Annotated in this window: 8 protein-coding genes; all 8 read left to right on the top strand. The window is 55.4% G+C overall.

Annotated features, from left to right (window positions below; all coding sequences use genetic code 11):
* The first annotated feature begins 2 nt into the window (after positions 1-2).
* Positions 3-1,475, top strand: coding sequence for a DUF1501 domain-containing protein (locus CA54_RS09315; protein ID WP_231963016.1), 1,473 nt, complete (start codon positions 3-5; stop codon positions 1,473-1,475).
* 116 nt (positions 1,476-1,591) lie between these two features.
* Positions 1,592-2,959 carry a DUF1501 domain-containing protein gene (locus tag CA54_RS09310; protein ID WP_146370512.1) on the top strand — a complete coding sequence of 456 codons (1,368 nt, stop codon included), beginning with the start codon at positions 1,592-1,594 and terminating at the stop codon, positions 2,957-2,959.
* A gap of 31 nt (positions 2,960-2,990) precedes the next feature.
* Entirely contained in the window at positions 2,991-4,253 is a 1,263-nt protein-coding gene (locus CA54_RS09305; RefSeq protein WP_146370511.1) for a glycosyl hydrolase family 18 protein, read from the top strand.
* Between the two features lie 115 nt (positions 4,254-4,368).
* Positions 4,369-6,258 carry a carbon starvation CstA family protein gene (locus CA54_RS09300; RefSeq protein ID WP_146370510.1) on the top strand — a complete coding sequence of 630 codons (1,890 nt, stop codon included), beginning with the start codon at positions 4,369-4,371 and terminating at the stop codon, positions 6,256-6,258.
* Positions 6,259-6,298: 40 nt separating this feature from the next.
* Positions 6,299-6,778, top strand: coding sequence for a hypothetical protein (locus tag CA54_RS09295; RefSeq protein WP_146370509.1), 480 nt, complete (start codon positions 6,299-6,301; stop codon positions 6,776-6,778).
* Positions 6,779-7,576: 798 nt separating this feature from the next.
* A complete protein-coding gene (gene csrA / locus CA54_RS09290) occupies positions 7,577-7,810 on the top strand; it encodes a carbon storage regulator CsrA (protein WP_145380382.1) in 234 nt (77 codons plus the stop codon).
* A gap of 565 nt (positions 7,811-8,375) precedes the next feature.
* Positions 8,376-10,580 (top strand): flagellin N-terminal helical domain-containing protein, encoded by a 2,205-nt coding sequence (locus tag CA54_RS09285; RefSeq protein WP_146370508.1) that lies wholly within the window; start codon positions 8,376-8,378, stop codon positions 10,578-10,580.
* Positions 10,581-10,910: 330 nt separating this feature from the next.
* On the top strand, positions 10,911-13,187 hold the full coding sequence (locus CA54_RS09280) for a tetratricopeptide repeat protein (RefSeq protein ID WP_146370507.1): 2,277 nt from the start codon (positions 10,911-10,913) through the stop codon (positions 13,185-13,187).
* Positions 13,188-13,200 lie beyond the last annotated feature (13 nt).

The following is a 13,200-nucleotide window of genomic DNA, read 5'->3' as shown; positions in this document are numbered from 1 at the left end:
ACATGCGACGCCAACCGATGATCCCACCCGCCCCCTCCTTGCTGAAACATCCCACTGTCAATCGACGAGAGATGTTGCGCGCCGGGGGGATTGGACTGATGGGGCTATCGATGTCGGATGTGACCGCCTTGCGTGCCCAAGCCGCACACACCGGCGCGCCTCAACCGCCGGTGAAATCCGTCATTTATATTTTTCTTTCCGGAGGTTTGTCGCAGCACGAAAGCTTCGACATGAAACCCGAGGCGGCCGATACGATACGGGGTGAATTTCGCCCGATCGATACGGCCACACCGGGCATTCAGATCAGCGAACACCTGCCGCTACTCGCGCAACGGAGCCGGCATTGGGCGTTGGTCCGCTCGTTGACGCATGGCCACAATGAGCATTCCAACGGGCATCACATCATGCTCACCGGTCGCAGCGAAATGCCGCGGGGCTTCAATCCCTCCAAGCCGATGCCGACCGACGACCCCACCTTTGCCTCGATCGTCAGTGCCACCGTTCAAGGGAAAAATCATCTTCCGTCGGCGGCTGTGATTCCCGAAACGTTCATCCACGCCAGCGGCCGCGTCATTCCGGGACAGTTCGCCGGAATCATGGGACCACAACGCGATCCTTGGGTCATCGATGCCGCTGCCAAATGTAAAAAGTGCGGCGCTTGCCCGAATTGTTTTGACCACCAACAGCGCGATTGGGAACACACAGGCGATCCCGTTTTCGAATCGCCCAACCTCCGCCTGCCCGACCAGTTGACATCGCAGCGACTCGGACGCCGGTTGGATTTGATGCAAATTGTCGAGGATGGCCAACGACATCTCGATCGCGCCGCCGATGTCGCCGCCATGGACCGCAATCGCCAAACAGCGATTTCGTTATTAACCTCCGGAAAAGTCCGCAAAGCCTTTGACGTGCATGCGGAACCGGACGAAGTCCAAGAAGCTTATGGCAAAAATCGTTTCGGTTGGTCACTGCTCATGGCCCGCAGCTTGATCGAAGTGGGGGTGGGCATGGTGCAGGTGAATCTGGGCCGCAACGAATCCTGGGATACACACGGCAACATTTTCCCGCATCTTAAGAATCATCTCTTCCCCCCCACCGACCGCGCCGTTTCGGCGTTGATTGATGATTTGGAACAGCGCGGGTTGTTGGATTCGACTTTGATTGTGATGGCGGGAGAATTTGGCCGGACCCCGAAAATTTCGCGACTGGCCCGTTTCTACAAATACCCCGGCCGCGACCATTGGGGAGCCGTGCAATCGGTCTTCTTTGCCGGCGGCGGCGTCCGCGGCGGAACGGTCATCGGTTCGACCGATAGTATCGGCGGTTATCCGCAGGACCTGCCTCAACGGCCGGAAAACATGTCAGCAACGATCTATGATGCTCTGGGGATTCATCGTGAAGCGGCTTGGTACAGCTCGCTGAATCGACCCCACTTCGTGTATCACGCGGATCCCATTGCCGGCTTGATGGGCTAGTATGACGGCTCAAGTCGGCGGCGAGTCGCGTTGGCAAGACGAAGTTCGTACCGCGTGTTTGTCCGATTGCTGAAAATTGGCAGCAATTTACCCACCCCGTCTCGGAGCCCTCCGCGATGCCCGAAAATTCGTCTCTGTTCCAAGCGGCGGACCGCAACCGACGCGAGATCCTGCAAGTCGGTTTTTCCGGATTTCTGGGAATGGGCTTACAGAACATTGTTGGCGCACAACGTTCGGCGTCCGCAGCCGACGCGTCTCACTTTGGAAAAGTGAAGTCGGTGATCTTTGTCTTTTTGACCGGCGCGCCGAGTCATCAAGACATGTGGGACCTCAAACCGGAAGCTCCTGCCGGAATTCGTGGTGAGTTTCAGCCGATCGACACCAACGTTCCCGGCATCCAAATCAGCGAACATCTCCCAAAGTTGTCACAACTGGCCGACAAATATGCGATCATCCGCTCGATGACGCATTCGCTGCCGTCGCACGAGCATGGCACGCATCGCATGCTGACGGGCATTAACAAAGAGCCGGTCGGTTCGACGCATATGGCGAGTCGTCGCGACTTTCCCTGCTATGCGTCCGGTCTGCAATATCTCCACCCCCGCCCCGATGGTCTTCCCACCGGTGTGATGCTACCGACTTATTTGAACAACGGCTACGGTTTTTGCGGCCAGAACGGGGGCTTTCTCGGAGGGGACTATGATCCTTGGCACGTCACCAAGGATCCCAACGGCAAAAACTTTCGCATCGATGAACTGCAACTCTCGCAAGGTGTGACTGTCGAACGATTGGACAATCGTCAGGAATTGCTAAAAAGCATCGACGCGCAGCGCCGCGCACTCGACAAAGCGACAAGTGTCCGCGATATGTCTCAGCGGATGAAACAAGCGCACAACTTGCTGTCGGGGAACAGCAAATTTCGTGATGCTTTTGATATGGACGGCGAATCAGCCGAGATGCGTGACCGTTATGGCCGTCACGCTTTTGGCCAATCCTTGCTGCTCTCGCGGCGACTCGTCGAAGCGGGAGTTCCTATTATTCAGGCGAACATGGGCTCGATGAATCATTGGGACACGCACGGGCAGAATTTCAAACGGCTCAAAGAAACACACCTCCCGCCGTTTGATCAAGGCATGACCGCGCTAGTGACCGACCTGGAACAGCGGGGCTTGTTGGATCAGACGTTGATTGTCGCCACAGGCGAATTTGGTCGCACGCCGCAAATTAACGCCAACGCCGGACGCGATCACTGGTCGCGCGTTTTCTCGGCCGTCTTTTTCGGTGGGGGAATCCACGGCGGACAAGTCATCGGTGCGAGCGATAGCATGGCCTCCGACCCCGCAACGCGGGGCTGGTACCCGGCCGACTTTGGCGCCACAATCTATTCCGCCTTGGGAATCGATCCGGAGAGTATCATCATCGATCGCCTCCAGCGACCGCATCAACTCAATGCGGGTGCGGTAATCGATCCGCTGTATACGTGAGTTGCTACTGCTATTGGGAAACAATCAAACGATGAAATCATCAGACCACACCGCCACTATTGAGATTCGACGCGGGCATGTCGGACGTCTTACAGTCCTGTTGGGCTGCTTTTTACTCGGGGCCGTGCAAGCATTAGCACTCACGGCTGCCGAAAAACCACGGCAGCGGCGGTTTATTTATAACTCCGACGCCAACCACATGTACCACTACAAGCCGGCACCGATGAGTGTGGCGGATTTGCAGGGGTATGTTGACGAAGTTGTGGGGACCGGGGTGACGACCTTTTTCGCCTCGCCCAACTGGGGCATGCCGATGGCCTATCCCAGCGAAGTGACAGAGATCATCGGCGCGCAATTGACGCCGGAAAAACTGGCCGAGATGCGGAAGGCCGGCTTGACGAAAGAGAGCTCTGCGGAACGCGCCTTGGCAAATTTTTACGGGATCATCGATGCTGGGCACGACCCGTTTCGCGTGATGATCGACCGCGCCCGTGAAAAGAAGCTCGAGGTTTTCATCTCCTACCGGCCGAATGAAATCCACGATGTGCAAAACCCCGACAGTTTTATCGTCACCGATTTCTGGCGCGAACATCCCGAGTGGCGCGTCGGCAAAATTGGGGATGAAATCAGCCCGCTGTTTGCGGAAATCATCGGCGGCAGCAAAGAGCACCGCGTGCATCCGATCGTCGCTTCTTGGTTTCCCGGAGCATTGAATTTCGCCATTCCCGAGGTCCGTGCGCAACGGTTGGCGGAACTTCGTGAGTGTTGTGAGCGGTACCCGATCGATGGATTGGATATCGATTTCCAACGCTTCCCCATCTATTTTCCGCAGGACGCCGGTCCGCAGAATGTGGAGACCATGACTGCTTGGATGCGAGAGGTCCGGGCCATGACCCGCGAAGTCGGTGAAAAACGGGGCCGGCCGTTGTTGCTTTCTGCCCGTATCATGGCTCGCCCCCGACAAAACTTGGCCATCGGCCTCGACCCGGTCACCTGGGCCAAAGAGGGGCTGATTGATTTTGTCGAAGTGTCGCACTATTTGCGGAACGATTTCCCGTTGCCGATCCAGGAATACCGCAAACTCATGCCGGCGGAGCTACCGATCTATGCCTCGGTTGAAGTGGAAAAGGACAGTGACCGATATCGCCGCATCGCCCGCCAGTTGTATGACGAGGGTGCGGACGGACTGATGATGTTCAACTACTTCACCCGCCGCGAAGGAGGCGTGGAGCCTGATTTCACGTTGTTTAACGAACTCAGCGCCCCAGCTTCGATCAAGCCGGCTGCTCCTTAAACACCCGCGTTGACCGCAACCCCTCCATCGTGCTTGCCGTTTGTGGGCGATCCCGACAGAATGAGACTTTGAGAACGATGTTGCGTCTTGTTCAGTCGGCCCGGAGCAAACTCCCATGGCAACCAATGCCGTCCTAATATCATTGTGTTCGTTCGCGGTGCTGATTTTGGCCTATTTTACCTACGGCCGATTTTTGGCGCGGCGTATTTTTCGTTTGGATCCCAACCGTCCCACGCCGGCGCATACCAAACAGGATGGCGTCGATTATGTTCCGACGAAAATCCCCGTCTTGTTCGGACACCATTTTGCCTCGATCGCTGGTCTCGGTCCGATTCTGGGACCGGCGATTGCCGTGATTTGGGGATGGGGACCAGCGGTGTTGTGGGTCGTCTGCGGCTGCATCTTCATGGGAGCCGTGCATGACTTGGGCGCACTGACCGTTAGCCTGCGCTATCAAGGGCGCTCCATCGGTGACGTTTGCAGCGACTTGATTGGTCACCGGGCGCGGTTTTTGTTTTTGCTGATCATCTTTTTTCTGATGTCGTTGGCAATGGGGGCGTTCGTCAACGCCATCTCGGCGCTGTTCGTGAAATTCCACCCCGGTGCGATTATTCCCTCGTTTGGGTTGATGTTGGTGGCAATGTGTATCGGCATTGCCGTGTATCGTTTGCGTGTGGGACTTGGCCCGGCGACGGTTGTGGGACTGATTGCTTTTGGCGGACTGATTTATTGGGGCGTGCAACAACCGTTACCCACGTATCAGTGGTTCGCCTCAGACGCGACGCAACAACTGCTCACCGAAAGTCGTAATGCGGGAGCCGATGTCGACCATGGTTCCATTGCTGCGGCTCAAGTCTTGCAAGAGAGCGGTCATGAATCTGCCGCCGCCGACCTGACCGCCGCCGCGACGACGGCCAGCCGCACGTGGATTTATGTGCTGCTTGGTTATGGATTCGTCGCGTCGGTGTTGCCCGTGTGGTTGTTGCTCCAGCCGCGGGACTACATCAACAGCTTTCAACTTTATCTGGCGTTGGCGTTATTGGTTGCCGGTTTGGCGGTTGCTGCGTCGACGGGGTCGGATTTCAATGTGATTGATGCGGCCATGATTCGGGACGACCCCCAAATGGGGGCGCCGCCGATGGTACCGTTTTTGTTTGTCACGATTGCCTGCGGCGCGGTGAGCGGGTTTCACAGTTTGGTTTCCAGCGGCACCACGGTGCGGCAACTGGATCGTGAAACCGATGCCCTGCCGATTGGTTTTGGCGCCATGCTAACCGAAGGGGCACTCGCGATATTGGTCATCATGTCCTGCGTTGCCGGATTAGGCAGCCAAGCATGGGAAGCGGGCGGCGCGTATGCGAGTTGGGGCGGAATCGGCAAAGGAGGATTGGGCGTGCAGTTGGATGCCGTCATTCATGGCGGCGCCAATTTTCTAAGCGAAGTCGGCGTGAGCGAACGATTTGGACAAGCCTTCTTGGCGGTCACCATCGTGGCCTTTGCCATGACAACCTTAGATTCCGCCACGCGCCTTTTACGCTTCAACGTCGAAGAGATTTTCCGCTCGATCAAATTAGAACCACTCGCCAACCGATATTTCGCCTCGTTGATCGCTGTGGGAGGCATTGCCCTGTTCGCGCAACCACAAGGTGCGGCGCTGTGGGTGTTGTTCGGCACCACGAATCAACTGCTCGCCGGTTTGACGTTGCTGACGGTGAGTTTGTTCTTATTCAAACTGCGGCGACCGATTATTTATACGCTTATTCCGATGGGAATGATGTTGGTGATGACCGCCTGGGCCATGGCGATTCAACTCGATGGGTTTTACAAAGACAAGCAGTGGCTGCTCTTTGGCGTTTCGGTGGTGGTTGTTTTAATGACGACTTGGCTGGTGATTGAAGCCATTTTGTCCTTCTGCCGGGGTCGTGGTGGGTTGAGTATCGCACATGATGATGAGGACCCACATGATGACCAGTCGGAAGTCGTATCCGCCACTCATCTGGGATAAGGTGGGTCCGGCCAATTAGACGAAGTACGAGGAACCGGCCATGCCGTCGGAAACTAAACCAGTCCCCCAGGTCTCGATCATCCTCATTCGTGAGACCGCCGAACAGATGTCCGGTAGCGGATGTTGCGGGCGGGTCGCCGGAGATCCATGCCTGACTGGCAGCAGGGATGCCTTCCAGGAAGTCCGCAATCAGCAAGAAGCATTCGGAATCTTGCACAGGGCTGTTGTGGAGTTTTTCGCAGACCAACAGCAACGGGGAGAATTGACCATCGTCACAGTCGATCCCCGCAACCAACCGTATCTGATTCCCAAGTTGGTGAAGGACGTGTGGCAGTATCGTCCTGGATGGGGCAAAGGTTTGTGCTCTACGCTGCAGTTTTTTTCATTGCCGGCGGTGATCGTTAACGGCCGAATTCTCAGCCGCCGCGGGCGATTGCTGGATCCCGATGCTTTGTGTCATGCAGTCAATGAAATCCTGACGGCATCAAAGGCACAATCGCTACGTCGGGAATACTCCTAACATGTTGTGAGTATGATGATTTGCGTAAATGCAAATGTTGCCGCGTGATTCCGCCAAGAATTCAGGCAGGCAATCGTCACAGATGGCATCAGCGTAATAGATTAACCGCAGATTTGCGTTAACGATCGTTTTTGTCAAAGCAGACTCCTCTAGCGAGATAGCCGTGACGATTATTCAAGACGTCTCCTTAAACATTTCATTATGTCAGGGGTGCGCATCCAAAAAGTCGTGGACACTTAGCAAGCCGCTTCTGTCCGGCAAAAAGTTTGTCGGTGCTTGAATTGGTTTTTATCGTTGCCGATTGCAGCGAGTCGCGACAATGCTCATCCATGCGAAGTGGTATGAGGAAAACATTGGCGAAGGACACCCTAGCGGTGCGCGTTCGCCGCAGGAAGTCGCACGATGCCGAAAACGAACGCCCTCAGCGTTCGCCTTCGGCACAGCGCGGCGGCCATAAATTTGTTGAGGCAGGGTTTCCAATGCCGGCTTCAAAACTCAGCGGCAGTTGTGTTTGACGCTTCATGACAAGTGACAACGACGACTGTCGGCGGGCCTTGAAACCGGCGCGGAATTGTACATTCTACAAAATTTATTGAATTGCCTTGGCTGACGGATTTCTCGACGTATGTTTGCGTGTGGCGTTTTTGCCACGTGTAACGAACTGGGAGTTTGCGGTGAGTTCACCGCCGGTTGATTGTGGTACGTCGGCAACAGTTGTCGGCATCAAGTACCCAGCTGCCGCTGAAGTGAAAATCTATTTCTCGAACAGGATCCGCATAGGGTCTAAGGAGTAAGCCGATGCTTGTTTTGTCGAGACAACGCGACGAGAGCATCATCATCGGTGACAACATTGTGTTGACAGTCGTCGATATTCGCGGCGACAAAGTCCGTTTAGGCATTGATGCCCCCAAGGAAATCCCGGTTCATCGCCAGGAAGTCTACGAGGCCATCCAGCGCGAAAATCGCCGAGCTGCCGAACAGAGTTCCGATGATGGCGAAGCCGCGGCAAAGCCCGCGCCTTCAAAGAAGTAAGTCGAGGCAGTGGTTGCGATCAAAACGAATTCACAAACCTATGAATTCCTAAGTTGCAACCAAAAAAAATCAAAACACCGATAAGTCTGCTAAATGCTGACAACACTGCGATTTGCATCACTGGTAACACGAAAACACGAATTGGGGATCGTACTGCTTAACGCATTACAAATACCGCAAGCGGAAAACTGTTACCGAAACTACCTATGTTAACTAAAGCATCAAGGTGATCGCGACGATATTCGATGAATAAGGCGAAGTCTCGCGCGAAAAATATCATTGATGGTCTCACGCGTACTGGCGATATGAATTGACAGTTAAAATCGTACGTGTGGGATAAAGTTGAAACGACGTTTTCATTGTGCGTATTAATCTCGGCCCCCCAATTGGCCAGCTTTCCTTCTGACAAAGGAAGCAAACCAGCATTACACGGAGTCGTGGGGTCGTTTGGTGAATCACTACTATTCCGTCAAGGAATGCGGAAAACACCTAGCAAAACTCACGATTCCATCCCACCCGCTCAAAGCTGGTGAGGGATTAAACAAAGAAGGAAAGGCTGTTTGACATGACGAGGATCAACACCAACGTTGCATCATTACGAGGCTTGAGGAGTGTCGAACGCGCCAATTCACTCCTAAACACCTCATTACAAAGACTTTCAACCGGTGTGCAAATCAACTCCGGTAAAGACGATCCGGCCGGTTTGATCGCCAGTGAGACGCTGAAGTCTCAGATCGTCTCGATTGAAACGTCGATCAAAAATAGTAATCGCGCTAATAACGTGATCGCTACCGCCGACTCGGCGTTGGGCGAAATCAGCGGACTGCTCAACCAGATTCGTGGCTTGGTCCAAGAAGGGTTGAATACCGGTGCCCTGTCGCAAACGGAAATCGACGCGAACCAGCTGCAGATCGACTCCGCCCTTTCGGCCATCAACCGGATTTCCGCCAACGCGACGTTTGGTGGCGATAAGTTGATCGACGGATCAAAATCGTTCACAACGCAAGTTAGCACGACGAACTCCGCTAAAATCAGCGAGTTCCAGATCGACGAAGCCGTGTTCGGCTCCAGCTCGACGATCTTAGTCGATGCGACGATCACGACCGCAGCTGAAAAAGGATCGCTCTCTTATACCGGTGGCGACCTGACTCAGGAAACTACGGTTGAAATTGCAGGCTCCGTCGGCAGCCAAGTGCTGTTCTTCGGTTCCTCCAGTACTTACGAAAACATTCGCGACGCTATCAACGCCGCCACCGACGTCACAGGCGTCGAAGCGACGTTTGTCGACGACGCTGGTACGGCTGCGGCTGCGGCTGGAACGGTGACCCTCGCTGCGACAGGTGCTGCCGCAACCGCTGGGACAGCCTCGTTTACTTCCGCTGGTAACGAAAACGACTTGTCGTTTACAGCAGCGACCGCCGGAGCCTTTAGTGGAACGAACGCCGTTTCGGTTGTCTTCTCGCTGAACGCCGACACGAACAATGCGTCCTCGGTTTCTGTGACTGGTAACGTCATCACAATCTCACTGGAGAATGACACGAATAGTGCCTCGGTTGCCGTCGCATCGGACATCGAAGCGTTGTTTAATGCCAACTCCAATGCGACAGCCTTGGCCAGCATTAGCCTCCCGGATGACTCAGGCACGACCGGTTCGGGCGTTGTCTCGGGTGCATTAACCAATGCGACGTTGAATAACGGAACCGAAAACTTCGATACCAACAACGACATCGTCATTACCAACGATACCGCGGGATTGCTGACCGGTACCAATATCCCGTCAGTCGCTTTCTCGCTGCAAGCGGACAGCAACGACGGTACCTCGGTAAGCGTTTCGGGTTCCGCCATCACGGTTGCCTTGGCTGTTGACGCCACACAAACGGACACCTCCAGTGTCCAGGCTTCGGACGTAATTGCCGCGATCAACGGCAATACGACCGCCGCTGCTCTAGTGACCGCTTCCAATGCGGCGGGTAATGACGGTTCTGGAGTCTTTAACTACACCTCTGCAGCGCAAGCGATCAACGGAACGGATGCATCGTCAGGCAGCACTGCAGCGTTGACCCTTACGTCCCAGAATTTTGGGTCGAGCGAATTTGTTGAAGTCAACGTCTTGGCTGGATCGTTCGACACGTACGATTCGACAGGAACATCGGCCGTCCAAGTCTCACGGGACACCGGTGCTGACGTCGTCGCCAACATCAACGGTCAGGTTGCTCAAGGAACTGGGCTGAAAGCCTCAGTCTCCAGTGCTAACTTAGTCGCGTCCTTGACCTTCAACGCGGTCAACAACGTCGCTGCTGAAACGGCTCAGGTAACGATCACCGGTGGCGGCTCACTGTTCCAGATCGGTCAAGAGGTTTCCGCTGCCGGCCAATTGGGCATGGGGATCGAAGCGATCAACACGGCCCGCCTGGGTGGAATCTCGGGTAAGATTTACGAACTCGGCTCCGGCCGGGGTAAAAGCTTGAACGATGTCGGTCCCAGCGTCACCGGTGCCGACTTGGTGAACATCATCGATGAATCGATCAACCGTGTCTCCAACCTGCGTGGCCGGTTGGGTGCGGTTCAGAAGAACGTGATCGAAACGAACATCACCTCGCTGGGTGTGGCTTTGGAAAACATTTCCGCCGCCCGTAGCGAAATCATCGATACCGACTTCGCCGCGGAAACGGCCCAACTGACGAAGAGCCAAATCCTCTCGCAGGCGGCCATCTCCGTTTTGCAAATCGCCAATAACAACCCGCAGCAGGTCTTGACCCTCCTCGGTTAAGCTCTCACGCCGCAAGGCGAAACGCGGAATCAGACAAACGGCGTCATTTCTTCACCGAAATGACGCCGTTTTTTCGTTGGTATTCCCCAGTCACGCCATGATGCGGCAGTGGCCTTGGCCTTGAGATACCCGATGCCGAGAAAACTCGGCTCATACCGCACATTGCCCCTAGCCGATAAATTCATTACCGCCGCTCGAAGTCCGTCGCTGCGATGTCGTTATGACTGGGCGGCAATGGAAAGAGACACACTCGAAGCCAAATAGCGATGACACGTCGGTTGGGGACCATGCGCGGTCTATCTCGGAACGGATTCCGTCGGAAGAAATACGATGCTGACCATTTCAAAACAGGGCACAACGCAGCGGCGAATTTCGAATCCGGCAGAGCTGCAAACCGCGGAACGACTCTGCCGTCAGATTCTCCGCATCGAGCCTGCGCAGCGCGATGCGTGGCATTTGTTGGGAATAGTCGCACACACTCAAGGCCGCAAGGGCGAAGGCGTTGACGCCATTCGACATGCCATCGCGCTACCCGCAGCGAATTCTCCTGCCCCAAACAACGAACCGGCTGCCCAACAAACGCTTGATCGGGCCGTCAAACTTTATCGGGGCACGTTGGAACAAGATCCGTCGAGTGCGGCGGTCTACTACGAATTGGGCCGAGAGCAACTGGAGGTCGGGCAATGCCAGGAGGCGATTTGCAGCCTCGAACATGCATTGGCGATTCGTGGTAACTGGGTCGAAGCCCACGAAGCGTTGGCTGAAGCCTATCTCAAAACCGGTCATATCGAACAGCCGATCGATCGGTTGCAAACAGTGAACCAGTCCGACGCACGCGACGCGAACCAGCATTATCAACTCGGTCGGACCCATTTCTCGCAGCAACGTCTCCAGTTAGCGGATCAATGCTTTGCGGCAGCACTGCAAGTCGATCCAAATCATGTGGCCGCGTGGCATGATCGAGGGGCCGTTTTCTTAAATCAAGGAAAGATGGCCGAGGCCCAGCGTCACTTCGTCAAGACGCTCGCCCTCAATCCCCAGCACGCCGACGCACTTTGCAATCTGGGGCTGATTCACCTGTTGGCCAACGAGTTGGACACCGCTCTCGATTATTGCCGACGTTCCATCAAATTAAATCCCCAACATGCCAACACGCGCAACATTCTCGGGAACGTGCTCCGTGGACAGGGAAAACCGGGTGAGGCGGTTGCGGAATTTCAACGTGCGATCCAATTGGACCCCGCTTGCACCGAAGCGCACAACAATTTGGCCCTCTCGTACCAAACCCAAGGCCGGATCGAAGAGGCTGTGGCGCATTATCGCCAGGCGGTGCAAGTCCGCACCAACTGCGCCGCCACACACAGCAATTTATTGCTGAGCCTCTTTTACTTGCCGGAGAATGATCGCGAGGCGCATTTTCACGAACACCGAAAATGGGCTGCGGCACACGGGCAGTGTAAGCGGGTCGAGCATTACGACAATTCTCGCGATCCCGAGCGAAAACTCCGCATCGGATACGTCTCACCCGACTTCCGGGCACATCCGGTGGGAACATTCATCGAGCCGATTCTCAAGCTGCACCATGCGGCGGACTATGAAATCACCTGTTATTCCAACGTTACCGCTCCGGATGCAGCGACGGCGCGTTTCGAATCGCTCGTGGACCGTTGGCGGATCACCAATTGGCAGAGCGATGACGAACTAGCCGCGACGATCGTCGCCGACGAGATCGATATTCTCATCGATTTGGCCGGACATACCGCCGGGAACCGACTGGGACTATTCGCCCGCAAACCAGCGCCGGTGCAAATGACGTACTTGGGTTATGGCGGCACGACCGGTTTGGAAACAGTGGATTATCGTTTGACCGACGCGGTCGCTGACCCTGCTGGAGAACCGGTCACGCATACCGAGCAACTCATCCGCTTACAGCATGGGCTATTGTGTTTTCAACCTGCAACCGCCGAGCCGCCGGTTGCCGAGGCGCCGCTCCTGCGCAATGGATGGATCACCTTTGGATCATTCAATAATCCCGCCAAAATCAATGCTAGGACTGTGGAACTGTGGGCTCAAGTTTTAAGTGAGGTGCCGACCTCGCGTTTCGTGTTGAAATACCCGACGTTCAATGATTCCGAAACAGCGGACTATTACCGGGAACTGTTCGCCCGTCACGGGATTGCACCCAGCCGCATCGACATCCTCGGTGGAAAACTGCCCTTCGACGAGCATTTGGCGGTTTATGGCAACATCGACATCATGTTGGACTCGCTGCCGTATACCGGTTCCACCACGACCTGTGAATCGTTGTGGATGGGCGTGCCGGTGCTCACGCTGTGCGGCGGAAGTTTTGTGGAGCGGATTTCGGCTAGCATCCTCACACAATTGAACATGCCGGAATTAATCACAACTACAGCAGCGGAGTTTGTCAGTCGCGCTACACAACTCGCCGCTGCCCCGGAAGATCTGTCGCGTATTCGCAGTGCGATCCGCGAAGAAATGCGCGCCTCACCGCTGTGCGATGCGATCGGTTATACGCACGAATTAGAAACCGTTTATCGCCGGGCCTGGCAGCGGTGGTGTCACCACGATCGACAATCTCCTCAATGAATACTCGCACCCC

Origin of the sequence: Symmachiella macrocystis (assembly GCF_007860075.1) — a bacterium.
GTDB lineage: Bacteria > Planctomycetota > Planctomycetia > Planctomycetales > Planctomycetaceae > Symmachiella > Symmachiella macrocystis.
Note: the sequence above shows the minus strand (reverse complement) of the source record. Positions and strands in the feature narration are given on the sequence as shown.

Bases quoted from the DNA above. Each gene is read 5' to 3' on its own strand.
- CA54_RS09280 (WP_146370507.1), top strand. From the start codon at position 10,911: ATGCTGACCATTTCAAAACAGGGCACAACGCAGCGGCGAATTTCGAAT.
- CA54_RS09305 (WP_146370511.1), top strand. From the start codon at position 2,991: ATGAAATCATCAGACCACACCGCCACTATTGAGATTCGACGCGGGCAT.
- CA54_RS09295 (WP_146370509.1), top strand. From the start codon at position 6,299: ATGCCGTCGGAAACTAAACCAGTCCCCCAGGTCTCGATCATCCTCATT.
- CA54_RS09285 (WP_146370508.1), top strand. From the start codon at position 8,376: ATGACGAGGATCAACACCAACGTTGCATCATTACGAGGCTTGAGGAGT.
- csrA (WP_145380382.1), top strand. From the start codon at position 7,577: ATGCTTGTTTTGTCGAGACAACGCGACGAGAGCATCATCATCGGTGAC.
- CA54_RS09300 (WP_146370510.1), top strand. From the start codon at position 4,369: ATGGCAACCAATGCCGTCCTAATATCATTGTGTTCGTTCGCGGTGCTG.
- CA54_RS09310 (WP_146370512.1), top strand. From the start codon at position 1,592: ATGCCCGAAAATTCGTCTCTGTTCCAAGCGGCGGACCGCAACCGACGC.
- CA54_RS09315 (WP_231963016.1), top strand. From the start codon at position 3: ATGCGACGCCAACCGATGATCCCACCCGCCCCCTCCTTGCTGAAACAT.